Source organism: Campylobacter concisus (genome assembly GCF_002092845.1).
GTDB lineage: Bacteria > Campylobacterota > Campylobacteria > Campylobacterales > Campylobacteraceae > Campylobacter_A > Campylobacter_A concisus_AQ.
On sequence record NZ_LVXF01000041.1, the window covers coordinates 42,985 to 68,322 of the forward strand.

The window sequence follows — 25,338 nt, forward strand, 5'->3', positions numbered from 1 at the left end:
TGGCTATTTTACTGGTATAAATCCCATTTTTTCGATAGTCTTTTGACCTTCAGCTGAATTTAGCACGTCAACAAAAATTTGCTCGCTCTTGCTTAGATCGCCACTTTTTACGATGATGAGCGGACGAGAGATGTAGTATTTGCCATCAACTATGTTTTTAACAGTTGGCTCGACGCCGTCAACGTTTAGCGGTATTAGCTTGCCTTTGTTTTGGTTTGTGATACCAAAAGATGCGTAGCCAATAGCGTTTTTATTTTCGATTATTTTTGAGACAAGTGCGCCCATAGAAGGTGATTGGATGACGTTTTTGCTAACTTTGACATCTTTCATGATCTTTTTTTGAAATACCTCGTGAGCACCACCGCCAAGATCTCTTGTAACTACGACTATTTCGTCATTTGGTAGCGATTTGTCAAGGTCGCTCCACTTTTTATACTCGCCTGAGAAAATTTTGACGATCTCATCTTTGCTTAAATTTCCGCCCTTTAGCTTTATCACCTCATTTTCTGGGTTTACAGCCACGCAAAGTGCGTCTATGCCAAGCGTATAGGCTTTCATATCCTTTATCTTTGCTTTTTCGCTATCTTTTATATCGCGAGCTAGCATGCCAAAGTCAGCGACATGATCAAGCACGGCTTTCACGCCAGCGCCTGATCCACCAGCTGAGACAAAGATGGTGATATTTTTGTTTGGTAAAGAGCTATCAACCTTGTCCCAAGTCTCGTACTTTTCAATAAAGTCGGTTGAAATTTTAGCAATGACTGGAGCCAGAGTAGATGAGCCACTAAAGCTAACTTGCGTTTTTTCGTCTGCACCAGAAGCGAAATTTAGAGATAAAAGCAGCATTGAAGCGGCCAACATAAGTGATTTTTTCATAAAAACCTCCAAAATTTGATTGTTATTAACATTTATAAAAGCTATTGATTAGTTGTAAATTTGCAACAGTTTTTCTAAAACTTAGAACTGCGATGGATTATACAATAAAAAATGATATTTAAATAGCTGGTTTATCAAATTTATTTTGGCTGATAAAGAAATATAAATTTAATCTTAAGAAAATATTTTTTTAAGTCTTGATTGTGTAGAATGGTTGCAACTTTACTAAAACGGCATGAAAATATCATATCAAATAAGGTAAAAAGCTAAATTTATAGAATAAAATAGTCTTAAATTTCTTGAAAGGATCTTAGATGAAAACTACTTCTTTGGCACTTGCTGGCTTGCTTTTAGCAACAACTCTTTCAGCAAAAGAATTTATCAGTATCGGTACTGGCGGCATGACAGGCACTTATTATCCGATAGGTGGAGCGATTTGCCGTTTAGCAAACAAAAATACTAATGTAAAATGCTCAGTCCAATCAACTGGCGGCTCAGTCTATAACGTAAATAACGTCCTCAAAAAAGAGCTCACATTTGGCTTTGTTCAAAGTGACGTTGTCTATGATAAATTTAATGGCACTGGCAAATTTGACGGAGCAAAAGATGAAAATTTACGCTCAGTAGTTGCTATCTATCCAGAACTTCTTGCATTTGTTGTAGCAAAAGATAGCGGTCTAACAAGTGATCTTGCTTCATTTGCAGGCAAAAAATACAATGTCGGAAACCCAGGTAGCGGCAACGAAGTGAGCACACTTGAAGTCTTTAAAGCAAAAGGCTTTGACGTTTCAAAACTAGGCTACCGCGGCGTTTTAACAGTTGGTGAATGCCCACACGCACTAAAAGATAAAAAGATAGACGGATATAGCTTTGTTGTCGGCCACCCAACTGCAAACATCACTGATGCTGCGACATCTTTGCCGATCGATATCCTAAATATCGAAGGTAGCGAGATCGATAATCTTCTTAAAGAGAAGCCATACTTTGCAAAAGGTGTGATCCCAAAAGGCTCATATGACGGCGTTGATCACGATGTAAATACTATAGGTGTAAAGGCTGTTTTGGTAACCAATAAAGACACAAAAGATGAGGCTGTAAAAGCTGTGATAAAAGCTATTTTAGATAATTTTGATGAGTACAAAACTCTTCACCCAGCGCTAAAATCAGTAAACAAAGAAGATCTTGTTCAAGGTCTTTCAGCTCCGCTTCACCCAGCTGCAGAGGCTGCATTTAAAGAGGCTGGCATCTTAAAATAATGTAAATTTCCAGGGGCTTTTGCCTCTGGATAAAATTTAAATATGCAAATTTTTTAATTTTTATATTTAAATTTTAAAGGAGAGAGATGAACGAAGTCAAAGACAACGAAGAACAATTTGTCGAAGTAAAAACAAGGGAGATAAATAGCAATTTTTACAACTATTTCATTGCGATCGTATGCTTTTCCTGGTCAGTTTTTCAGCTTTATATAGCTTATTTTCCGCTAAATACTAACATTTCCCGCTCAATACACTTAGCCTTTGCGGTTGGGCTTGTATTTTTGCTTTATCCAGTCACTTTTCATAAAAAGGCACATTCTAGTTTGCCATTTTACGATCTAGTCTTTTGCGTGGTAGGCGTAGTTACTGTGCTTTATCCGGCGGTTTATTTTTATGAACTAGCTGATAGGACCGGGGACTACATCACGCAAGATATCGTCATATCGTTTTTAGCGATCATTGTCTTGCTTGAGGCTGGTAGGCGTGTCATGGGGCCAGCACTTCCAATTATTTGTATATTATTTTTGATATATGATCACTTTGGTCCTTATATGCCAGACATCATCGCTCATCAAGGTGCCAGCTTTGAAAAGATAGCAGGTCATATGTTTTTAACGACTGAGGGCATCTTTGGTGTGCCTATCGGAGTTAGTGTTAGTTTTATCTACCTTTTTGTACTTTTTGGCTCATTGCTTGAGAGGGCAGGTGCTGGGCAATATTTCATAAATTTAGCTTTCTCTCTTCTTGGAAAATATAGAGGCGGTCCAGCTAAAGCCTCGGTCATCGCAAGTGGTCTAACTGGTATGGTTTCAGGAAGCTCCACTGCAAATGTTGTAACAGTTGGTACATTTACCATACCACTTATGAAAAAAGCCGGTCTTTCACGCACAAAAGCTGGAGCCATCGAGGTTGCAGCTGGCGTAAATGGACAGCTTATGCCTCCGATCATGGGCGCAGCTGCCTTTATCATCGCTGAGTTTTTGGGCATGACATATACAAATGTTATGATGGCAGCGGTAATTCCAGCTTTTGCTTGCTATTTGTCACTATTTTTTATTGTTCATTTGGAGAGCGTCAAGCTTGGCTTAAAAGGTATAAATCAAAGCGAATTTCACTCAAGATTTAAAATTTTTGTAAGCGGACTTCACTATATAACTCCGATTTTGATTTTGCTTTATACGCTATTAATCGCAAAAGAATCGGCCATCGCTGCGGCATTTAATGCGATTGGATTTTTATTTTTAATAATGATCTTTCAAGAGCCAGTTAAAAAACTAGCAAGTGGCGAAAAAGTTGGAATAAATGATGTGTTAATAGGCTTTGAAGATATATTTTGGGCGATGGTTGCAGCCGCAAAAAGTATGACAACGATCGCCATTGCAACCGCACTTGCAGGTATTATCGTGGGTTCTATCTCTCTAACTGGCCTTGGCCAAGTACTTTCAGATCTAGTCGAGCTACTTGCTGGTGATAATATAGTTATGATATTGCTTCTTACTGCGATGATGTCACTTATACTAGGAATGGGCCTTCCAACGACGGCAAACTACATCGTAGTTTCAAGCCTTGTGGCACCTGTTATTTTATTTTTGGCGCACAAAAATGGCTTTTTAATCCCAGCCATTGCTGTGCATCTTTTTGTCTTTTACTTTGGAATTTTAGCTGATGACACGCCACCAGTTGGCATCGCAGCTTATGCAGCAGCTGGTATCGCCAAAGCGAATCCTATAACCGTTGGCGTTCAAGGATTCTTTTACGATCTAAGAACGGCGATCTTGCCATTTGCCTTTTTCTTTAACAACAAACTTATGCTAATAGAAAGCGTAAATGAGGGCGACCCGCTTGATTCAAAAGGAATAATCTGGATGAGTAATCCGCTTGAAATTTTACTTGTCTTTGGTATGGCGATCGTGGGAATGTTTGCTTTTTCAAGCTTACTTCAAGGCTACTATGTCACAAAGCTTAGGATCTGGGAGCGTATTCTTTTGATCCCTGTTGTGCCACTAGCTCTTGTACCAAATATATGTGTGAAATTTAATCTTATACCAAACGAATACACTGCTTATATCGTAGCTGCTGTGCTTTATGGATTTGTTTTTATGACTCAATGGGGCATTAAAGACAAACCACTTGATCAAATAAAAATAATCTAATCTTAGGCAAGATCATTCTTGCCTAAATTTCTAATATAAATTTTTTAGACTACCTTTATACTTTGAGTAATTTCTATTTAAAATAAGTGTATTTTTTTGGATTTTTTTGTTTAAGGATATTGGTGTAATAAATTAAATAAGAAATTTTTAGGCTCGTAAGCCTAAAAATTATAGTTGTTTTGAGCGTCTTAGATCGCCTGCAAATTCGCAAGACATCTTATCGCCTAATTCGCAGCCTTTTACTAAAAATTCATAAGCTTTTTTAAATTCTTTAGCTTCTATCAAGATAGAACCTACCATCTCACAAGAATATCCATCATTCTTATCACAAGCTTTGTTAAAAAGTTCTCTTGCTTTTTGTGGCTCAGTATTTAGATAAAGTCCACCAGCTGCCGAGCAACCTTCAACCTCGCCAGCTTCGCAAGCTTTATTATAGTACTCTAAGGCCTTGCTTGGATTAGGTAGAGCTGTTTTTCCTAGTTGGTAAATCGCTCCAACTTTTACGCAAGATTTTACGTCATTTGCCAAACATCCTGCTTCAAATTTAGCTAAAGCTTCTTTGAAATTCGAGCTCCCATATGCCTTTAGGCCATCTTCAAAGTTACCTGCAAAAGCACAAGCAGCTAAGATTGAGATAAAAATCATTTTTTTCATTGAAATTCCCTTTTTTGTGAATTAACATGCAATTTTAGCATATTAATTTTTACACTTACTTTATGAAAAATAATTACGCTTTTAAAATTTGCTCTTGTTTTTTATAATTAGGCATGATTTTTTCTATAAAATCGTAAAAACTTTTTTGATGATGTGGATAGAGCATGTGTGTTAGTTCGTGAAGAACGACGTAGCGCACGGCTGAGAGTGGCTTTTCTATGAGTCTTAGGCTTAGGTTTATATAGCCTTTTTTATGATTGCAGCTGCCCCAGCGAGTTTTGCTATTTCGTATGACGATGCGCTTGATTGGCTTATTTATAAAAGGCTGAAAATGGCTTACAAGCTCTAAAAACAGCTCTTTTGCTCTTACTTTTTTAAAACACTCAAGGCTTTTTAAATTTGGCGTAAAGACAAACTCGCCATCAAAAAATGGCTCTTTAAAATTTTCATCAAATTTTATCTTATAAACTTGTCCAAGAAATTTCATCTCATTATCTTTTGGCAAATTTACAAGAGCTTTTTTGTAAGTATTTTCAAGCCAAATTTTATGCATCTCAAGAAAGCTAAGAGCCATCTTTTGTGTGCTGTAAAATGGCATAGATAGCGTGATCTTAGCGTCCTTACCAACTCTTAAACGCATGGATTTTACATTTGTTTTAAAATTTATTAAAACGCTTAGCCCATAAAAGTCTAAATTTATACTCTTTTGCTTTAAACTAGGCGTTTTTCTTGCCATTTTTTGCTTCTCCAACGCCATGTATTTGCAAGGCCTCTTAGCCATTCATCAGCACAAAACCCTATCCAAATGCCGATAATTCCCCAGCCAAGATAGATGCCTAAAAAATATCCAAGTGGCAGTGAAAGCCCCCACATGAAGATAAGACCAGTTATGAGTGGAAATTTTGCATCTCCACTTGCACGAAGGGCATTTACGATGACTATGTTAAAGGTTCTACCCGCTTCAAGAAATATCGAAAGTGTAAAAAGCGGTAACATGATCGCACGTAAATTTTCGTTTAAATTTAGTGCGTCCATGATCTGATACTTTAGCGCATAAGCTATAAGCACGACTACAAGCGTTATAAAAACTCCAAGTCTTAACGCCCTAAATGTCCTTGTATAGGCCTCGTTAAACTCGCTTGCTCCAACTAAATGTCCTACAATGACCTCGTTTGCCACGCTAATGCTCGCTCCACAAAGCAAGATAAGAAGCGTGATCTGAAAGTAAATGGTCTGCACGCTAAGGCTAGCCTCGCCCATGCTTGCCACAAAGCCAAAAGCGACCATGTATTGCGCCATCCAGAGTAAATTTTCGCCTGCGCTTGGAAGGCCGATTGAGAGGATTTTCTTTAAAATTTCAAATGGCACGACAAGTAGCTTTTTAAAATAAATTTTAACTTTTGCCTTTTGACTTAGCATATAAGCTAGCACAAAAATGCCTACTAATCTACCAACAAGTGTCGAGAGAGCGACTCCTTGTAGGCCTAAATTTGGCAGATCAAACCAGCTAAAAAGGGAGATAGCGTTGCCTAAAATCGTAATTACGTTCATTAAAACCGAAGTTAGCATAACAGCAGTTGCTAGGTTATAAACACGAAGCACCGCAGCTAGCACCATGCCGATACCATCAAAAAGTAGGGCAAAACCAAGGATATGAAGATATGAGAAGCTATCATTTATAAGTTCTTTTGGCACGTTTAGTAAATTTAAGATGTTGTAGCCAAAGACATAGATAACGATAGCTGAGAAGATACCAAAGAGTGTATTTGACGTGATACTTGCGTGTATAACGTTTGAGGCAAGATCGTTCTTTTTAGCTCCCAGCGCTTGGGCGACGACGACTGAACAGCCAATGCCTAGGAAGTTAAAAATAGTCATAAAAAGATCCATCACTTGATTGCCAGCACCCATTGCACCAACTAGATGCACGCTCACTTTTGTAACCATGTAGGTGTTGATGATGAGCGTAATGAAGTGTAAAAACATATCCAAAAATATCGGAACTACGAGTTTTCTCATAGATAAATTCATTAAATTTTCCTTAATTATTTTAAAATTTTGGCGATTATAGCCAAAATTAGGTTTTAGCTCCCTTTTGATATAATCGCGAGAAATTTAAAAAATGAGAGAAAAATGGCATTAATCGACCTGATAGACGTAAGTAAAAAATTTGGCGCAAATGAGATTTTAAACGCTGTAAATTTTAGTGTAAATGAAAATGAAAAAATAGCGATCATCGGTAAAAACGGCAGCGGTAAAAGCACGCTAATGAAGATCATCTCTGGCGAGGTGGCAGTAGATAGTGGCAGACGCATAGTGCAAAACTTAATAAGCGTCGAGATGCTAGCTCAAACTCCAAATTTTAACGCAACTTTTACCGTAAGGCAGGCACTAAATAACGAGCTAAAAGAGATATTTGACGCGATAAGCGAATATGAAAAGAGCGGCATTTTGCTAGCAAATGATCCTGAAAACAAAGAAATTTTAAAAGAGCAAGAGAGGCTTTTAAAATTTATAGAGGCAAAGGACGGCTGGAATATCGAGCATAAGATCGAGCGAATTTTGCAAGAATTTAAGCTAAAAGAGTATGAAAACAGGCCCATTTGCTCGCTTAGCGGTGGTGAGATCCGCCGCGTGGCACTAGGAGCGCTCATACTTAAAAAGCCAGATGTGCTTTTGCTTGACGAGCCGACAAACCACCTTGATGTCTATATGGTCAAATTTCTTGAAGATATGCTTAAAAGCTCAAATCAAAGCATAGTTTTTATAAGCCACGATAGGTATTTTATCGATGCGCTCGCTACTAGGTGTGTTGAGGTCGAGGATGCAAGCTTAAAAAATTTCGAGGGCGGATATGCAAACTATCTAACCAAAAAAGAGGAAATTTTAGCAAGTCTTGCAAAGTCGCATGAGACACTGCTAAAACAACTAAAGGCTGAAGAGGAGTGGCTAAGGCGTGGCGTAAAAGCTAGGCTAAAGCGAAATGAGGGCAGAAAAGAGCGGGTGCTCGCTATGCGTGAGGAGGCGAAGAAAAATCCAGGCGTGATAAGGCGCGTGAGGCTAGAGCTTGAGCGTGCGAGTAAAAATTTCAACCAAACGCAGAGCCAAAACCGCAAAAAAATGCTCTTTGAGTTTAAAAATTTAGGCAAAAGCATAGACGGCAAGGTGCTTTTTGAGAAATTTGACGCAAGAATCTTGCAGGGCGAGAGGATAGCCATAGTTGGGCGAAATGGCAGTGGCAAAAGCACGCTGCTTAAAATTTTGCTAGGACTTGAAAAGCAAAGTAGTGGCGAGATAAAAAGAGGCGAGGTTAGTATCGGCTACTTTGATCAAGCTAGAAATGTCCTTGATGATGATAAGAGCCTTATAGAGACATTTTGCCCAAATGGTGGCGATCACGTGCTAGTTCGTGGGCGAAATATGCACGTTTATGGCTATCTTAAAAATTTCCTCTTCCCAAAGGAATTTCTGGATAAAAAGATAGGCGTTTTAAGTGGCGGCGAGAAAAACCGCGTCGCGCTTGCACTTCTTTTTACCAAAACCTACGATGTGCTGGTGCTTGACGAGCCGACAAACGACCTTGATATCGCAACTATCAATATCTTAGAAGACTACTTGCAAAGCTTTGAGGGGGCGATCTTGCTAGTTAGCCACGATAGATATTTTGTCGATAAGATGGCAAATAAGCTCTGGGCGTTTGAGGGCACAAAGATAAATGTCTTGCACGAAGAGTATAGCGTCTATTTAGAGCTTGAAGATGAGATGAAAGAGCTTGATAAATTTGAAAAAGAGCTCTCAAATAGCCAAAATGAAGCCAAACAAAAGAGTAAATCTGGCGTAAAACTAAGCTATAAACAAACGCAAATTTTAAACACATATCCAGATAAAATTTCAGCCCTTGAAGCAAAAATTTCTGAGCTAAATGAAGGTTTAAGCGATCCTAAAATTTATCAAGAAGTAGGCCTTACTAAGCTTTATGAAGAGCTTGAAAAGGCAAAAGCCCAGCTTGAAAGCCTAGAAAATGACTATTTTGAAGTGCTTGAGATCGCTGAGGAGCTAGAGTAGCTTGAAAAAGATCGGTAGGATAAGCGCACTAAATACGAGAGTTGTTAGGCAAAATTCTGTTGTAAGCCTTAGCATTATCGTTGATAAGATGAGGTTTAGTGAGACATTTTCGCCTAAAATATATAAATATGAAGTGGGCGGCCTAGTCGAGATAAAATATAAAAAGGTTGGGTTTTTAAATAAGATAGAGACAATTAGGCTAATCGTAAAAAGCAGCGAAGAGTCGGGACTTTTTGCAAGGATTACAAATTTGATCTTTATGCTTGGTTATTTTTATTTATGCTTTATTGCGTCAGTCTTTATTTATTATGGGGTTACGTTGGAATTTCATATTATTAGGCTTATTATTACATTAGTAGCTGCTTGTTTTCTGTTTTTGATGGGTAAATTTGCATATCTTAAGTTTTTGATATTTAGATATTTTATATTTGGATAGAACTTTGAAATTTAAATGTATGAGGTTTTGCGGCTTGATGAGGTCGCTAAATTTGTTTGAAATGGGGCTAAAATGCTAAAAAAACATCCGCTAATCTCTGTAGTGATCGCTATTGTTGTGATATTTTTTGCTACCTACTTTTTTATCTTTGGGTTAGTTTCTATTTTAGATGACGACATTGGCGATAGTAAAGAGCTAAATAATAGCTTTTTTTACGTCAAAGATGGCAAGGTCTATGCCTTGGTGCCAAGCGGCGGTAAATTTGAGCTAATAGGCGTGAGGGCCAGTAAATTTAGATACATCGACACTGGCAAATACGACAACAGAAACGTTGGCGCAAGCGATGAAGCTGTATATTGCGGTAATCTCGTGATGAGTGGGCTTGATCCAAATGGTGTTAGAGCGCTTGGCAATGGCTACTTTGGCGATGGCAAGATAACATATTTTTGCGATAGCGAAAGCGAGACAAACCTCGAAATATCCGCATTTAAAGAGTTTTGGGACATCGTCTCACACAAAATGTTTAACACCCCAAAAGCGCAAACTCATATCTATAAATTTAGGCAGGTTGATAACGCAAATTTAGCAGCGATCTTGGGCTTTGGCTACGCAAGCGACGGAGTAAAAGTCTATCATGAGGGCAAAGAGCTAGAGGGCGCAAATGCCAGCAAAATGCGTTGTATCGAGCAGATATCTGGCAGAAAGAGCGTGCATTTTACGACTGACGGAGAAAATGTCTATTATGACAGCTCAAAGCTAGGGATCAAATTTAGCCCACAAATGCGTGATATTGGCGAGATATGGCGCATTCACTATCTTTATGAGCCAAATTCTGGCATGGTCTATGCAAATGATAATGAATTTGACCCAAAATTTGCCCCATACGAGCCACTTTTTAACCTAAAAGATGAGTACTCCTATCATGCGCTCTTTCGTGGTAAAGGCGGTATATATCACTGGGAGCGAAAGTGGCAGTGGTATAACAGCATAGATGAAGGCGAGTTTGTAAGGGACGGAGATGATCCATTTAAAGGCGAGATAACGCCGCTATATGGCGACGTGGTGATAAGTGATGGCAAGACATATTTTTTAAAAACCTATGAAATTTGGCACAACACAAAAAATAACCACAGCCTAAGCTCACGCCACACTTGCATCGTAATGCTTGATACAAAAGAGCAGTGGCGAAAGATCGGCTTTGTAAGAAACGATAGCTACGGAGCGGTCTATGCAAACGGTGATAAGACCTATTATTTTGATAACGTCGGCTACGGCTGGCATTTTAACAGCAGCGTTTATGATATAAACGACCTTGGTGTGGTTGAAATTCTCACTCGTCCTTATGGCTCAAATGTTAAGAATTTAAAACTTGATGAGATAGTAAAAATGGTAGATCAAGGCGCTATGGTGCCAGCTGAGGGCGAGGTGGTGATCGATGCGATAAGCGACTTTGATGATTACTCGCAAAAATATGCTTACTGGATATTTTTAGCCATCGCATTTATAGTCTCGGTAGTTGGCGCTATTTTTAAAAACAAAAAGCAAAAAAGCGAGCTTAAAAAAAGGGTGGATGATTATAGATAATGAGAAAAATTACTATTAGGTTTGTTTATTTTTTAGTCATCTTGACGCTATTTTTTGTTTTGGCGATGCTTTATCTATGGCATGAGGGCGAGTATCAAAGAAGCTTTGCAAACATTGATAATAGCGAGTTTTACCGCTCGCCTGAGGGTAAAATTTACGTTCAAATTTCAGGTAGTGGCAAGTATGAGCTAAAAGGCGTTGATGAGGCTAGTTTTAGGGTCTTAAAGCTAAAACACGCATACGACTACTCAAATGTGGCGGCTGATAAAAATCATGTCTATTGCACTAGAGAAATTTTGCAAGGACTTGATCCAAAAAGTGCCAAAGTGCTTGGCAATGGCTATATAAGTGATGGCAAGATAAGCTATTATTGTGGCACTAGAAGCGAGAAAGAGGCGGGATTTAGCGAATTTAGCGCCATTATGAAAAACCTTGCTCACACCTTTATCAAAAGCTACGATGATAGCCCTTATTTTTACAGGACAAAAAGGGTCGAAAGCACAAATTTAGAGCCTACCTTTGACGCTGGTTTTGCAAGAGACGGCGCTACGCTTTACTACAAGGGCGAAAAGCTTGACGCTGATCCTAGCGAGCTAAGATACATCACGACAGAAAGCGGCGCTGCTAGTGGATATTACACAGATGGTAAAAGCTTGTTTATGGGCTTTTATAAGCTTGATACTGGCTACGGAGATGAGACGCGCCGGATATGTTATGACCCAAAACACGATATAGAATATCTTTTTGAGCCAAAAAGCGGGGCTGTGTTTGCAAATGAGCATAAATTTAGCGCTCAAAATATGCCTTATAGCGCCATTTATAGCGTGGATAACGTGCACTCTTTTTGGCCACTTTTTGCCAGCAAAGATGGAATTTACTTTTGGGATGGCAGTAAAAACGAACAAACTAAAATTTCAGACTATCAGCTAAAAGGCAAGCTAAAAAGGCTCTATGCTGACGTTTTTGTAGATGAGAGCTCAGCCTATTTTTTACAGCAAGGCGAAGAGTGGCAGCGCTCAAAGCACGGCAGGCATTTAGTGGCACAAACCGTCTCTTTATATAAATTTGCCCCAAGCTCATCTTGGCGCGAGATAGGGCTGGTAAAAGATGGCGAGTATGGCGCAGTTTATGCAAACGGCGAGAAGGTCTATTTTTTTAGCAACATAAAGCCATTTTACGGCATAAAGCATAGCGTTTATGAGGTGGCTGATCTTAGCGTGATAGAAATTTTAACAAGGCCGTCTAAAGAGCTTAGCGCAAAAGATGTCAGCCAGATGATAAAGCGTGGCGAGCTAGTGGAGGCAAGCGGCGAAGAGGTCGCAAGATCTAGGATAGAGTATGACTCGCCAAAGATCATTTTGTATATCACATTTGGCATTGCTTTTGTCGTCATAGTGCTAACAACTCTTGCAAAACCAAAGAGAGATAAAAGAGACTTGAGATAAATTTCAAAGTGGCTATTTTTGGTGGCTAGAGCTTAAAATTTCATAAAAAATTTAAAGAGAAAATTTGACCTATTTACTCTTTTTTGTTAGTTTGAAAGGAAGCTGAAATTTACAAAAAAGGAGAAAAATGTTTAAATTTCAAAGGTCAAAATTTAATAACTCAGTATTTATCCCATCGCTTGTTGTTATAGTTTTAATAACGGCATTTGCAGCGATATTTCCAAATTTCTCAAATGAGTTTTTTAAAGGTATGCAAAACTACATCGCGGCCAAATTTGGCTGGTTTTACATCCTAGCCGTCGCCGTCATACTTCTAAGCGTCATCATACTTGGCTTTAGTAAGCTTGGTGAGATCAAGCTAGGGGCTGACCACGTAAAGCCAGAGCACAAAAATATCTCGTGGTTTTCTATGCTTTTTGCCGCCGGCATGGGCATAGGTCTAGTATTTTTTGGTGTGGCCGAGCCGCTCATGCACTATCTAAATCCGCCGCTCGGCGACGCGCAAACTATCGCAGCGCAAAAGCTTGCGATGAATATCACCTTCTTTCACTGGGGTATGGGCGCATGGTCGGTCTATGCTATCGTGGCGCTGATACTCGCCTTTTTCTCTTACAGACACGGCTTGCCGCTCACGCTTAGATCGGCGTTTTATCCAATAATCGGCGATAAAATTTACGGCAAGATAGGTAGCGCCATCGACACATTTGCAGTTGTTGCGACGCTTTTTGGCGTGGCGACCTCTCTAGGATACGGCGTACTTCAGGTAAATGCCGGCCTTACGCACGTTTTTGGCCTGCCGACTATGCATATCACGCTTCTTATCGTGCTTTGTTTTGCAGCGACCATCTCGGCGGCAAGCGGCGTTGATAAGGGGATTAAAATTTTATCAAACGCAAACATCGCGCTAGCCATTTGTTTTATGTTTTTGATACTATTTTTGGGCGATACTACGCAGCTTTTAAAGTCATTTGTACAAAACAGCGGCGACTACGTATCTACGCTCATCTCAAACACATTTAATCTCTACGCCTACGAGAGGCAAAATGAGAGCTGGCTTGGCGGTTGGACGCTGCTATACTGGGCTTGGTGGCTATCTTGGTCGCCGTTTGTGGGGCTTTTTATCGCTAAAATTTCAAAGGGCAGGACGATAAGAGAATTTGTGATCGGCGTGCTTTTCGTGCCAACCGGCTTTACATTTGCTTGGATGAGCTTCTTTGGCAACTCGGCGATTGCGCTTGTTCAGGGCGGATTTAGCGAGCTTGCCAGCACGGTAAATTCTGACTCGGCCTCGGCGCTCTTTATGTTTTTAGAAAAATTTAGCTTTTCAGGCGTGCTAAGCACGATCGCAGTCTTTATGATCGTCATATTTTTCGTCACTTCAGCAGACTCTGCGGCGATCGTTATGAATATGCTTTGCTCAAACGGTAGGGATGATACGCCGGTTTGGCAAAAGGTCTTTTGGGGTGTTACAGTGGGCGTCGTGGCGGCATTTTTGATGTTAGCTGGCGGTCTTGGCTCACTTCAAGCACTTACGATCACGACCGCGCTGCCATTTGCCATAGTGCTACTTGGCGCTATTTATGGGCTATTTAAGGCGCTACGTGTGGATCTAACCAAAAAAGAGACAAATAATTTTAGTAACATGCCTCTTAGCGATCTTTCAAAGCCATGGCAAGAGCGCCTAAGTGCGATCATCACGCTTCCAGGCAAGAAAGATGGCAAGAAATTTTTAAACGAAGTCGTGCTAAAAGCGTTTAACGAGCTAAAAGAGGAATTTGCCAAAAATGGGCTTGAAGCAAAGGTCACAAATGGTGAAAATTTTGTAAATTTAAACGTTGGACTTGGCGATGAGATGGACTTTAGATATGGCGTCTATCTCACCAAAAGCCAGAGCCCAGACTACACCAGAGAGCTTGACGGCGATGATCTTTACTATAGAGCTGAAGTCTATCTAAAAGAGGGCGGTCAGGACTACGACGTGCTTGGCTGGAGCGAAGCCACGCTGATAAACGACGTCATCGAGCAATACCGCAAACACATGCAGTTTTTACATGTTGTTAGAGAGTAAATTTGAGTGAAATTTGCCTGGAATTTGAAAATTTCTAGGCAAATTCTAAATTTTACTCACTCGTTATCGTTTGTTACTGAATTTAAAAGCGTGATATACTTGTTTGTAAATTTTAAAATTTAATTGAGTTTTATACACGTGGTGTAAAGCAAGATATGAGTGTCCTTATTTTTTAGAGAAAACAAATTAGAAAATTTAACTTTATTAGTTTGTATTTTTGCTTGTAGCTATGAGATAAATTTGAAATAAAAAAATGCTATTTTTTATTGCGTATCGTTCAAATTCCAGAGCCAAAATGCATTTTCTATAAAATTTAAACTTTGATAGATGTTTTGCTGTATCGTCGTTGTAAAAATTTACAAAATCTCAAGTCTGGTGCTGATATCAGCAACGCCTTTTGAATACATCGCTGATGTTACTATCGCATCGGCATTTGCGTAATCTTTTGCATTTGATAAATTTATACCACCGGCTGCTAGGATAATGGTATTTGGCGAAATCTCATCTCTTAAAGAGAGTACATTTTCGATGAGCTCTGGACTAAATTTATCGCATTGCACAACGTCGCACTTTGCTTTTAAAAGCTTATCGGCTTCGTCTAAATTTTCAGCCTCTACGCAGATCTTTCGCTCAGCCATTTTTGCTTTAAACTCTGGCAAATGCAATAAAAATTTATCAAAGCTACCGTAGGCTTTCATGTGGTTTTTAAAAAATAAAATGCTATCGCTAAGCCCAAGCCTATGGATGCCACCACCGCCTTCAAGTACGGCTTTTACGCAAAATTTCTTAGCAAATGGAAAACCCTTTCTGGTTGCTAAAATTTCACATTTTTCATTGATGCTCTTTGTGGCATTTACCATTTTATTTGTATAAGTTGCGATGGCACTGGCATATTCTAGTGCGACTTGAGCTAGTTTCCAAGCTTTATGCACATCTTCGTAGCTGCCATAAAATTTTATGATCACATCGCCAGCCTTGCAAATTTGAGAATTTTGCACAAAAATTTCACTCTCACACCCAAGTAGCCTTGCGACACTTGCGGCTACATCAACGCAGCTAACACAAATTTCATCACGTGAATAAATTTCAAGTGAGGCTTTTTTATCGATATTTTGAAGCGACGTAGTAAGATCAAAGTAAGGTATATCTTCGTTTATATAGCTTAGAATTTCTGCGTCGCTAAGTATCATTTTATGCCTTTTTTACCTCATTTTTTGCTTTTATTATCATTTTTTTAAAGATTCCATTGTCATAAAGCCCAGCATGATAAAGAGCAAAGCAAGTAAATGCAATGCCTGAAGCAACGTGAAATTTTTTAATGCTTTTATTTCTTTTCATAAAAAGGGCGCTTAAGCAAACTGAGGCTAAAGTGATGCCCATACCGACTTTTGATACTTGTCTATGAGTGTTTATATCAAGTAGTTTGCCACTTATTTTTGTTTCGTTTTTCAAATTCTTCTCCATTTAGTTTTTATTCCAGCAACTTGTATTTTTGATGCCAAGGCTTTCTGGGCCAAATTCTGGATTTAGCCCAGCTTTTCTTTGAGCTTCGTAGTCTTTGACTGCTATTATCACTACTTTTGAAAGTAAGAATATAGCGATAATATTAATAGTTGCCATCGCGGCCATTGTGATATCAGCGATATTCCAAGCGAGCTTTAAATTCATCTGAGCACCAATAAATATCATAACGACGGCCGTTATCTTAAATAGCAACGTAAGCTTGTGGTTTTTGGTTAAAAATTTCATATTTGCCTGAGCGTAGTAGTAGTTGCCAATAAGTGAAGTGATGGCAAAAAGAACTACAGCAAGAGTGGTAAAATGAACTCCAAATTCACCAAAATACTCTTTCATTGCAGCTTGCACTAATGGAAGGGCGGTTAGCACCTCGCCACTTGAGCCAGTTTGCTTCGTAAGATAGGCCTGTGAAAATAGCACGATCATACCAGATGCGATACATATAGCCATGTCTATAAAGACTGCCATTGCTTGAACTAGGCCTTGTTTTACCGGGTGGCTAGTATGTGCTGCAGCTGCTGCGTTTGGAGCTGAACCCATGCCAGCTTCGTTTGAGAAAAGACCTCTTTTGATGCCTATTACGATCACGCTGCCGGCAAATCCGCCAAATATCGCTTTAAAATCAAAGGCATTTTCTAAAATCATCTTAATAACATCAGGAATTTCTTTGAAATTTAAAACGATAGCAATAAGTGCTAGCGAGATGTAGGCAAGTGCCATGAAAGGCACGATGTATGAGCTTACTTTGCCGATGATGTGACTTTTGCTAAAAAACATAACCGCCGCAAATGCCGTAAGAATAAGGCCAATGCCAACAGGTAGTCCGCTTTGTGCAAAGCTCACATTGCTACCAGCTTTGTCGTAGTAAATTTCAAAGGCTGATGTCATAGTATAGCTTTGAAGCCCGTTAAAGCCGTATGCGTAGGTGATGATGAGGATCACTGCAAAAAGCGAAGCTAGCCACTTTATGCCAAGGCCATTTTTGATGTAATAAGCTGGACCGCCTTTAAATCCAAAAACGTCTTTTGTCTTATAAATTTGCGCTAATGTACTCTCTATAAAAGCTGAAGCTGATCCCAAAAAGGCCATCAAGCACATCCAAAAAAGAGCACCAGGACCGCCCGCGACGATGGCAGCTGAAATTCCAGCGATATTGCCTATACCAACGCGCGAAGCAGTCGAGATCATAAGTGCTTGAAATGGCGTTAAATGGTGCTTATTATACTTGTCTTTTTTTTCTACTAAGACCCTGCAAGCCTCAAAAAACATCCTAAACTGCACAAAACGAGTCAAATAACTAAAATAAATTCCCGTAGCCACAAGAATAATGACTAAAAAATATCCATATAAAAAGTCGTTGGCTACGTCCATTTTGCCGTTTAAAAAATTTAAGAAACTATCAAGCACCATCTACCCTTTCAAATTTATTTTGATTTGAATTTTATGCCCTTCATTGAATTTAATAAAAGCCAAATCGTTGTGCCATTATGAAGCATGGCAGTTGCTATTGGATTTAACATGCCAAGTGTAGCAGCACTTAGTATAGCTGTGTTTACGCCAACGGTTGAGCGGAAATTTGAGCTAATTAAATCCATTGTTTTATTTGCTAGCTCTTTTACAAGAGCCACGCTCATGATGTCGTCTTTTAAAAGACTTATATCAGCCGTCGCTTTAGCTATATCAGCACCTTTGTGCATACTTATACCCACATTTGCCTTAGTTAGGCTTGGAGCATCATTTATGCCATCTCCCACAAAGGCTACTTTTTTGCCCTCACTCTTTAGCTCTTCGATGATAGCTGCTTTATCTGTTGGTAAGCACTCTGCATAGACCCTATCAAGTCCTAGCTCACGTGCTACTTCTTCAGCCTTGCTTTTGATGTCGCCGCTTAGCATGACGACCTCTTTTACGCCAAGACTTCTTAGCTTTTTAACCATGTCTTTTGCGTTTTCTCTCATATCATCTTTCATAGCGATGACTCCGACTAGCTCTTTATCATATCCTACGTAGAGTAAGGTTAAGCCGCTATTTAATGCTTTGCTTATTAAAGCTTCATGAGCTTTAAAGCTTATCATCTCGTCATCTTCTAAAAAGTGTCTACTGCCTATAACCACCTCTTTACCGTGCATCGCAGTTTTTACGCCATGAGCTACGATAAATTCAACTTCATCGTGATGAATATGGTGGAAACCACGCTTATTTGCAGCTTCAACTATTGCTTCAGCTACTGGATGAAAGTAGTGTTCCTCGGCACTTGCAGTTAAATTTAATATATCATTTTGAGAAAAGCCCTCTTTAAATGAGTAAATTTCAACTACGCTTAGGCGCCCATGTGTAAGAGTGCCGGTCTTGTCAAATACAAAAGTATCAACTGAGCTTAAAGCCTCAATTGCCTTTGCACCTTTTACAAGAATACCGTTTCTGCCAGCTTTTGAGATGCTTGATTTAAAAGCAACTGGTGTAGCAAGCTTTAATGCGCAAGAGTAGTCTGCTTGAAGTACGCTAGCAACACTATTCATATTTTTATTTATAATGTATGAAAGTCCAGCAAGCGAGAGTGTAACAGGCACAAGTTTATCAGCTAGTTTTAACGCTTTTACACCAATGGCTGATTTTTCATTGAGTGAAGTTTGTATGTATTCTTTGATCCTAGCTGTCGCTGTGTCACTACCTACATTTTCAGCCCAAATTTTTATCCTACCTTCATCAACCACGGTGCCACTTATAACACGGTCGCCTCTAGCTTTTGGTATAGGTTCAGCCTCTCCGGTCATTGAGACTTGATTTACATCGGCGTTACCTTCAACGATATAACCATCAACACCTATCGTCTCACCAGCTCCTACTACTACGATGTCACCCTTTTTTAAATTTTCGGTTTTTACTTTTTCAAGCGTCTTTTCACCATTTAAATTTCTCTCGACCCAGACTTCTTCGATATTTGGTTTTGCTAGCTCTTTGATGAGATCATCACTTCTGTGGCTAGCACTTTCTTCCATATATTCGCCGATATTTATCATCAAATTTGTGCTATTTGCTGCTAAATGATCGCCCATTGCTAGGCTAGTACCAATGGCAGTTGCCTCAAGCACTTTTGAAGTGACGCCCTCGTGCCTTAGCTCCTTTGCGCCTTCTATTAAATTTGGCGCTGTGGCGTAAAGAGTCACAGCTGATTTTAGAGTTTTGTTACTCATAAATGGCGTTATGCCAAGTGCAGCAGCAGCCTTATAGATATTTGCCTTGCTTGGTAAATTTGGATCTTTAGCCTTTGTTGGAAATTCATAGCTCTTTATAAAGTTTAAAATTTTATCGTAGTTTTTATTGTATTCAACGATAATGCTTTTTGCGTATTTATTTACACGAACACTTAGTGCATCAGTTCGCTCTGAGATCGCAGCCTCGATAGCACTGACGTCGCTTCTAGCGTTTAGGCTCTCGCAAATAAACCTCGCTCTATTTTTACTCTTGTGAGCTAGAGTGATCTTATTTTTGTGAGTCAAGTTCTGCTTTGACATCTTCAAAACGCTCTTTTAGTTCTTCTATGCCAGCATTTATAAGCTCGCCACCTTTGATAATCGCTTTAAATACGCACTCTTGCGCTTTTGGATTAGTCAGTACATAAGCTGCGATACCACCTAAAACTAGACCTTTTACAAAGCCAGCAGCATTAAAATTTTCAGGTACAAATGGTAAATTTTGAGCTGCATTGTTTATTGCATTATCGATTGCGCTTGGCTGAGCAGCTGCTGCATTGTTAGCTGCAGTTTCACTTGCTACGTTTTCTTCATTAATGTAAGGGTTATTCATTATTTACTCTCCAATTTTATTAGTTTTTCTGCTATCAAAAGACCGCCGATACCAGCTGCTGTAAAAGCTGCCGCATTTAGATATTTTTTTTGTGCTATTAAATTTGAAGCATGAATGCCAACAGCACCTACAAAACCACCTGTTACAGCGTATTTCGCTATCTTTTTAGCGACATCTTTTTTAGTTGCTCTATTATTTAGATAGTCGCTAAAGCCAAGTGCAGCTGCACCCATGCCAGCGATTAAAGCACCGCTGATGAAGTGATCAAATGGAAGTCTTGTGCTTGAAAGTGTAAAAAGACTATTTTCTTGCATTCTCTATCCTTAAGCTATATCGTTTGGTGTGATAGCTTTTGGAGCAGCTGGCTTTTTAGCGCGTGGTTTTCTTGTTTTCTTTACCACTTTTTCAGCCTCTTTTTCTACTTTTTTAGCACCACGTTTTACTTTTTTCTCTTCTTTTGCTATAAAGTCTTTTGCATCTTTTGCAACACTTTTACCTTTTTTGTAAAGATCTTTTGCAGCCTCTTTGCCTTTATCAAAGCCATCTTGGGCGTACTCTTTGATCTTATCTCTTTTATTCCAAGCAGCTATTGCTAAACCACCTACTGCTAAACCTGCTAAAAATGGTAATGCCATTTTAAATCCTTTCTTTGTTTGATTTTGTAAATTATTCATTTTCTTCATCCTTATTAAAATTTTTGCTAACTACTGAAATGCCTAATGCCCCAAGCGCAAGCCCGCTAAAAAACGAGAAATTTGGATTATTGGTTATCTTTGCTAACTCGCTTTTATCAGCCTTGCCACTTGCGATATTTTGCAAGCTTTTAGTTATCTCATTAAAGTCATTTTGATAGTTTTCTAAAATATTTGTTATGCCATTTTGCTCAAAATTTTGTGAAATTTCATTTAAATTTAGCTCATTTTTTATTTCACAGCCACTATAAATTTCTTTTAAGCGTTGCTTTAAAGAGGCGACATATTCGTTATTTGAAGTAGCCCAAAGTCTAAAAAATAGATCTTTTAGCTCTTCATCATCTAAGCTTTCACAAAATTTTTCATACATTTTATTTAGTTCTAGCTCGTAGTTTAAAGCTTGTATCAGTGCATCTTCTTTATTTTTTGCCGGCAAAAATATAGCTTCATTTTCGCAAGCAAGCTCATAATCATGTGTGCTCGCAAATTTTTCTATCAAGATGATCGCATTTTTTCTGATATTTGCGATCTCGTTAAAAACATCACCAAATGAAGCTAAATTTTCATATAAGCTAAGTGCGTTTTTTTCGCTGGTATATGATGCATTTAAAAGTTCATTAAGCATATTTCACTTCTTTTGCAACTTCGTTTACCCTAGTTGAAATCTCTTCTAAATTTTGTCCTTTTAAGAGATCTTCCCAAAGGTTTTTTGGAAAAATTTCATGATCATATTCGATCGTTACAGAGCCGATTAGCTTGTTAAATTTTACATTTTTTATACCATTTATCTGAGCTATCACATTATCTAGGCTAGCTAAATTTACGCTGTTACTTAGCTCTTTTATCTTTGGACTAACTCTTACTCTTAGTCTACCGTTTGTGTGAGCTATCATTGAAAAATAGCTTGCAACTTGTGCTAAAGTTTGTGTTTTTATATCCATTTTCATCCTTTTTTTATTTGCGTATTATCTATTTCATAGCTTAAATAAACCTGAAATTTTTTTGTTTTTCATTATCAAAAAGTAAAATGAAATGATAAAATTTAATTTCCATTTTTCTCTTGGCAATCACTGCAAATACCATAAAGTATCATTGTATGCGACTGCTCGCTAAAATTTTTTTCTTTGCAAATTTGCTCTTGCCTTTGCTCTATTATCTCATCTTCAAAATCAACTATCTTTTCACAAATTTCACATATCAAATGATCGTGCGATGATTTTAAATTTAGTTCAAATTTCTTTACTCCATTTTCTTCAAAGCAGTTTGCAAGATGATGCATTTCGAGAAAATTTAAAAAAGAATAAATTGATGTCATTGAAATTTCGTTCTTGTGTATTTTGTAAATTTCTGAAGAAATTTCTTGAGCACTTAAATGAGAGTTGCTAATGAAAAGTACATGCAAAATTTGTTCTTTTAACTCTGAGCTTTTCTGCCCAAAGGCTTCTAAAAACTCTTTAAAATGCTTATAAAATAGTTCAAAATTATCCACAAAAACCTAACTAAAATGATAATGAATATAAGGATTTTACAACTTTACTTATAAAAAAAGCATAAAATTTCTTACGAATTTCAAGTAAAGTATTTTATAAGATTGTTTTGGTATAGTGTCGCATTTTTTAAATCAAAATTAAGGAATAAAATGACTTACGACGAGCTTGAATTAGACGCCGTTTTGTTAGAGGTTTTAGAAAATAGAGGCAGTTTTGATTCTATGGACGATGAGGAGCTTTACGAGCTTATCGAACAAGTTGCACAATATACAGATGGCGATTACGAAGAAGCGTTTGAGTATATGACTCAATTTTCTCCAATCCCTAAAAAACGCTTTGTTTCACTATTTATGGTTTAGCAAAAAGCTAAGCCATAACTTCTATAAAATTAATCAAAAAAGTAAAAATAAAAAGAGCTCTTGACTCACTTGATGAGCCAAGAAATTTGAGCTATAAGAAGTATTTTGAGATTATTTCTTTAAATTTTAGTGTGTATTTACTAGCTTTTGGACTATTGTTGTAGATATTTTCAAAATCATACATTCGCTCATAGTAATCATTTGTATCTTGTCTATTTATTTTGAGCCTTGCTACATCTAAGCTAACTCCTATAAAAGCACCACTTGTCTTGCCACGCTCCTCAGCAAATGCTGAAATTTCAGGCAAATCACTTGTGATCGCTACTTCATTACCAACGCCACCAGTTGCTTCTGCTTTTAGGCTGATCGTATCTTTTGCATTAAATAAATTTGCATAAGCTTCTGAATTTTTAAATAAAATGATCATGTCAGCTGAGCTGTAACCAAGCTGCAAGCCTATGCTTCCAGATGTGTAATTTACAAAAAATGGACTTGACCATTCACCATCATCGTTTTTAGCGATAAATACGCCTTTGCCTGTTGAGCCAGTAACGATAGCGCCTGCTTTTGTCACATCAGGGATTATGGCGATCGCTTTTATGCCTTCAAATTTAGTGTTTGGCTTTAAATTTCTTGCACCAAAAGCATTTAAAATATTTATTACATTTTTTAGCTTTTGATTTTGGATCACATCAGCGTTTAAGTTTGGCGTGAAAAATAAACCAGCAAGAAATATTATTAATAGTTTTTTCATTAAAATTCCTTCCTTAAATTTTTCGTTATTATAGCCTAAAATAAACTAATGGTAAAAATATTATTAATGATTTTTTATGAGAGTTCATTATAAAATGCGACCTTTTAAGGGAAAAATATGAGTTTAATACTTTTTGTCGAATACGTCGGTATCGCATCAGCTGCACTTAGTGGGTTTTTATTTGCAGTAAAAAAGGAGTGCGACTGGCTTGGAGTCTTTTTGTCTGCATTTTTGACCGCACTTGGTGGCGGTATCATGCGTGATATGCTCGTTGGCAGGGCAGTTTATTCATTTACACACTACATGCCAGTAAGCGTTGTTATTTTTATGTTAGTTGTTTCAAGAGTGGCAAATTTACACATAAAAAGAGAAGGTTTGGAGCGAAAATTTGTATTCATTTTCGCCGATGCGATCGATGTTATCTGTTTTTCGATTGTTGGTGCGATGGTTGCCATTGAGTATAACTACAATATCTTTGGTGTGATGATGATCGCCTTTTTTAACGGCGTTGGCGGCGGTATCTTAAGAGATATTTTGCTAAATGAAATTCCATGGTTTTTACGCACCGGACTTTACGGCACGATAAGCCTTGGCGTGGGGCTTGCTTACTTTGTGCTATATCATCTAGGCCTAACCAATATATTTTTTACTATGCTCTTGCTCGCTGCTGGCATTATAGTTAGGATGTTTGCATTTTACAGAGGTTGGAAGCTACCTGATCTATGAAATTTAGCGAGTTTTTTAATATCTGGGTCAATGAAAACTACTATAAATTTGGCGTAGATATAGGTAAAAAGGGCGATTTTTATACAAATGTAAGCGTTGGCTATCTCTTTGGCGCTTGCCTTGCAAACTACTTTTTAAAGCTGCTTAAAAACGGCGAAATTTCTAGCTCTTGCAAGGTCGTAGAGATTGGCGCAAACTCTGGCGATATGCTAGCTGATTTTGCGCAAGGAATTTTTACGCTTGAGCCAGAAATTTTGCCAAATTTAGAGCTTATCATCATCGAGCCTCATGAAATTTTACGTAAAAGACAGCTTGAGACTTTTGCAAAACGCTTTGGCGATGACATCAAAATAAAACACTATGAAAATTTGGGCGAGTGCTCGTTTGATGAAATTTTTATCATCTCAAATGAGCTATTTGACGCATTTAGTTGCGAGGTGATAGACGCAGATAATATGCTTTTTGTGGATGATGATCTAAAATTTCACTGGCAAAAAGCAGATCAAAATTTACTAGCTCTTGCAAAGAAATTTGGCATAACAAAAGGTGAGATATCAACTAGCTACGCTAAATTTGCAGCCCAGCTTACAAATGCAGCAAAAAAGGTTAGATTTTTAAGCTTTGACTACGGCGAATTTGAGCCAAAAAATGAGTTTAGCCTAAGGATTTTTAAAGACCATCAAGTATTTTCTTTATTTGAAATTTCAGACCTTGAGCCATATTTTAAAAGATCGGATCTAACATATAGCCTTTGCTTTAAGCAAGTAAAAGAGGCTTTTTTTGAGGCTGGCTTTAAGATGCTTAAATTTAAAAAACAAAACGAGGCTTTAGTTTGCGACTTTGGTGTGGATGAAATTTTATCTTTAGTGCTTGAAAAAGGCAACAAGCAAGCCTACGAAAACGCCGCAAAACAGGCAAAATTTCTACTCTCGCCTGAGTTTTTAGGCGAGAAGTTTAAATTTATAGAGTTTTTAAAGAGCTAGCCTGGCGATATCAGCGTAATCCGCTTCGCAAGCCTTCAAAAGATCGTTTGGAGCTATCTTTATCTGCTTGCCTCTTACTCCAGCGCTTACTAGCACGTACTCTTGCTCTTTTGCTCTCTCATCGATGAAGGTCGCAAAGTGCTTTTTCATAGCAAGTGGCGAGCAGCCGCCTCTGATGTAGCCGGTGATCTTCTCTAGGTCTTTTAAATTTATAAGCTCGCAGCGTTTGGCTCCGCATGCATGAGCAAGTGCTTTTAGATCAAGCTCCAAATCGCCCTGCAAGCAAGCAACAACGAAATTTTTAGGCTCACACTCACAAACGATAGTTTTATAAATTTGCTTTATATCTTGCTTGGTGCTAGCTGCTACGTGAATGGCTGAAAGATCGTTTAAATCGACCTCATACTCTAAAATTTCATAATTAATTTTTAGCTTGTCTAAAGCTCTAGCCGCATTTGTTTTATGTATCATT

Annotated in this window: 26 protein-coding genes; 10 read left to right on the top strand and 16 right to left on the bottom strand. The window is 38.2% G+C overall.

Annotated features, from left to right (window positions below):
• Positions 1-3: 3 nt before the first annotated feature.
• On the bottom strand, positions 4-876 hold the full coding sequence (locus A3854_RS08895) for a phosphate ABC transporter substrate-binding protein (RefSeq protein WP_084042175.1): 873 nt from the start codon (positions 874-876) through the stop codon (positions 4-6).
• A 314-nt stretch (positions 877-1,190) separates the two neighbouring features.
• On the opposite strand from A3854_RS08895, the gene A3854_RS08900 reads away from it, so the two are divergent.
• Positions 1,191-2,132 (top strand): TAXI family TRAP transporter solute-binding subunit, encoded by a 942-nt coding sequence (locus tag A3854_RS08900; protein WP_072594373.1) that lies wholly within the window; start codon positions 1,191-1,193, stop codon positions 2,130-2,132.
• 86 nt (positions 2,133-2,218) lie between these two features.
• Positions 2,219-4,285 (top strand): TRAP transporter permease, encoded by a 2,067-nt coding sequence (locus A3854_RS08905; RefSeq protein ID WP_084042176.1) that lies wholly within the window; start codon positions 2,219-2,221, stop codon positions 4,283-4,285.
• Positions 4,286-4,453: 168 nt separating this feature from the next.
• Here the strand turns inward: A3854_RS08905 and A3854_RS08910 are convergent, their stop codons facing one another.
• The 3 genes from A3854_RS08910 to A3854_RS08920 all read right to left on the bottom strand — a co-directional run bounded on the left by A3854_RS08910 (position 4,454) and on the right by A3854_RS08920 (position 6,970).
• Positions 4,454-4,939, bottom strand: a complete 486-nt coding sequence (locus tag A3854_RS08910; RefSeq protein WP_084042177.1) for a tetratricopeptide repeat protein — start codon at positions 4,937-4,939, stop codon at positions 4,454-4,456.
• Positions 4,940-5,012: 73 nt separating this feature from the next.
• On the bottom strand, positions 5,013-5,696 hold the full coding sequence (locus tag A3854_RS08915) for a M48 family metallopeptidase (RefSeq protein WP_084042178.1): 684 nt from the start codon (positions 5,694-5,696) through the stop codon (positions 5,013-5,015).
• Positions 5,651-6,970: an MATE family efflux transporter gene (locus tag A3854_RS08920; RefSeq protein WP_084042179.1), complete on the bottom strand. Its 1,320-nt coding sequence runs from the start codon at positions 6,968-6,970 to the stop codon at positions 5,651-5,653. The genes A3854_RS08915 and A3854_RS08920 overlap by 46 nt, the downstream gene beginning before the upstream one ends.
• Before the next feature lie 102 nt (positions 6,971-7,072).
• Here A3854_RS08920 and abc-f point away from each other — a divergent pair, with 102 nt between their 5' ends.
• The 5 genes from abc-f to A3854_RS08945 all read left to right on the top strand — a co-directional run bounded on the left by abc-f (position 7,073) and on the right by A3854_RS08945 (position 14,537).
• Complete coding sequence (abc-f, locus tag A3854_RS08925; protein ID WP_084042180.1) at positions 7,073-9,004, top strand: ribosomal protection-like ABC-F family protein; 1,932 nt, start codon at positions 7,073-7,075, stop codon at positions 9,002-9,004.
• A 1-nt stretch (position 9,005) separates the two neighbouring features.
• Positions 9,006-9,440: a hypothetical protein gene (locus tag A3854_RS08930; protein WP_084042181.1), complete on the top strand. Its 435-nt coding sequence runs from the start codon at positions 9,006-9,008 to the stop codon at positions 9,438-9,440.
• 72 nt (positions 9,441-9,512) lie between these two features.
• Entirely contained in the window at positions 9,513-11,024 is a 1,512-nt protein-coding gene (locus A3854_RS08935) for a DKNYY domain-containing protein (RefSeq protein WP_084042182.1), read from the top strand.
• Positions 11,024-12,469, top strand: a complete 1,446-nt coding sequence (locus A3854_RS08940; RefSeq protein ID WP_084042183.1) for a DKNYY domain-containing protein — start codon at positions 11,024-11,026, stop codon at positions 12,467-12,469. Before A3854_RS08935 ends, A3854_RS08940 begins: the two co-directional genes overlap by 1 nt.
• A 127-nt stretch (positions 12,470-12,596) precedes the next feature.
• Positions 12,597-14,537, top strand: a complete 1,941-nt coding sequence (locus tag A3854_RS08945; RefSeq protein WP_084042184.1) for a BCCT family transporter — start codon at positions 12,597-12,599, stop codon at positions 14,535-14,537.
• 356 nt (positions 14,538-14,893) lie between these two features.
• On the opposite strand, the gene modD is transcribed toward A3854_RS08945, so the two are convergent.
• From modD to A3854_RS08995, 10 genes are all read right to left on the bottom strand, one after another.
• Positions 14,894-15,727, bottom strand: a complete 834-nt coding sequence (gene modD / locus A3854_RS08950) for a ModD protein (protein ID WP_084042185.1) — start codon at positions 15,725-15,727, stop codon at positions 14,894-14,896.
• 1 nt (position 15,728) lies between these two features.
• Positions 15,729-15,989, bottom strand: a complete 261-nt coding sequence (locus tag A3854_RS08955) for a helicase (RefSeq protein WP_087585279.1) — start codon at positions 15,987-15,989, stop codon at positions 15,729-15,731.
• 12 nt (positions 15,990-16,001) lie between these two features.
• Entirely contained in the window at positions 16,002-17,465 is a 1,464-nt protein-coding gene (locus tag A3854_RS08960; protein WP_257639910.1) for an alanine/glycine:cation symporter family protein, read from the bottom strand.
• A gap of 14 nt (positions 17,466-17,479) precedes the next feature.
• Positions 17,480-19,555 (bottom strand): heavy metal translocating P-type ATPase, encoded by a 2,076-nt coding sequence (locus A3854_RS08965; RefSeq protein WP_021091251.1) that lies wholly within the window; start codon positions 19,553-19,555, stop codon positions 17,480-17,482.
• On the bottom strand, positions 19,539-19,862 hold the full coding sequence (locus tag A3854_RS08970) for an oxidoreductase (RefSeq protein ID WP_084042187.1): 324 nt from the start codon (positions 19,860-19,862) through the stop codon (positions 19,539-19,541). Before A3854_RS08970 ends, A3854_RS08965 begins: the two co-directional genes overlap by 17 nt.
• Positions 19,862-20,176, bottom strand: coding sequence for a hypothetical protein (locus A3854_RS08975; protein ID WP_021091246.1), 315 nt, complete (start codon positions 20,174-20,176; stop codon positions 19,862-19,864). Before A3854_RS08975 ends, A3854_RS08970 begins: the two co-directional genes overlap by 1 nt.
• Before the next feature lie 9 nt (positions 20,177-20,185).
• Entirely contained in the window at positions 20,186-20,497 is a 312-nt protein-coding gene (locus tag A3854_RS08980; RefSeq protein ID WP_257639911.1) for a hypothetical protein, read from the bottom strand.
• Between the two features lie 31 nt (positions 20,498-20,528).
• Positions 20,529-21,179 carry a ferritin-like domain-containing protein gene (locus A3854_RS08985; protein ID WP_084042189.1) on the bottom strand — a complete coding sequence of 217 codons (651 nt, stop codon included), beginning with the start codon at positions 21,177-21,179 and terminating at the stop codon, positions 20,529-20,531.
• Positions 21,172-21,495, bottom strand: coding sequence for an HMA2 domain-containing protein (locus tag A3854_RS08990; RefSeq protein WP_084042190.1), 324 nt, complete (start codon positions 21,493-21,495; stop codon positions 21,172-21,174). The genes A3854_RS08985 and A3854_RS08990 overlap by 8 nt, the downstream gene beginning before the upstream one ends.
• Before the next feature lie 101 nt (positions 21,496-21,596).
• A complete protein-coding gene (locus tag A3854_RS08995) occupies positions 21,597-22,043 on the bottom strand; it encodes a Fur family transcriptional regulator (protein WP_084042191.1) in 447 nt (148 codons plus the stop codon).
• Positions 22,044-22,193: 150 nt separating this feature from the next.
• Between A3854_RS08995 and A3854_RS09000 the strand changes: the two genes are divergently transcribed.
• Positions 22,194-22,403: a hypothetical protein gene (locus A3854_RS09000; RefSeq protein WP_002942234.1), complete on the top strand. Its 210-nt coding sequence runs from the start codon at positions 22,194-22,196 to the stop codon at positions 22,401-22,403.
• A 91-nt stretch (positions 22,404-22,494) separates the two neighbouring features.
• Here the strand turns inward: A3854_RS09000 and A3854_RS09005 are convergent, their stop codons facing one another.
• The gene (locus tag A3854_RS09005) at positions 22,495-23,157 is read right to left on the bottom strand and encodes a lipid-binding SYLF domain-containing protein (protein WP_084042192.1); all 663 of its coding nucleotides are present in this window, start codon (positions 23,155-23,157) and stop codon (positions 22,495-22,497) included.
• A 117-nt stretch (positions 23,158-23,274) separates the two neighbouring features.
• On the opposite strand from A3854_RS09005, the gene A3854_RS09010 reads away from it, so the two are divergent.
• Both A3854_RS09010 and A3854_RS09015 read left to right on the top strand, forming a co-directional pair.
• On the top strand, positions 23,275-23,883 hold the full coding sequence (locus tag A3854_RS09010) for a trimeric intracellular cation channel family protein (protein WP_084042193.1): 609 nt from the start codon (positions 23,275-23,277) through the stop codon (positions 23,881-23,883).
• Complete coding sequence (locus A3854_RS09015; RefSeq protein ID WP_084042194.1) at positions 23,880-24,866, top strand: SAM-dependent methyltransferase; 987 nt, start codon at positions 23,880-23,882, stop codon at positions 24,864-24,866. The genes A3854_RS09010 and A3854_RS09015 overlap by 4 nt, the downstream gene beginning before the upstream one ends.
• Here A3854_RS09015 and ybaK read toward each other — a convergent pair.
• Positions 24,855-25,337, bottom strand: coding sequence for a Cys-tRNA(Pro) deacylase (gene ybaK, locus A3854_RS09020; protein WP_084042195.1), 483 nt, complete (start codon positions 25,335-25,337; stop codon positions 24,855-24,857). The genes A3854_RS09015 and ybaK overlap by 12 nt on opposite strands.
• Position 25,338 lies beyond the last annotated feature (1 nt).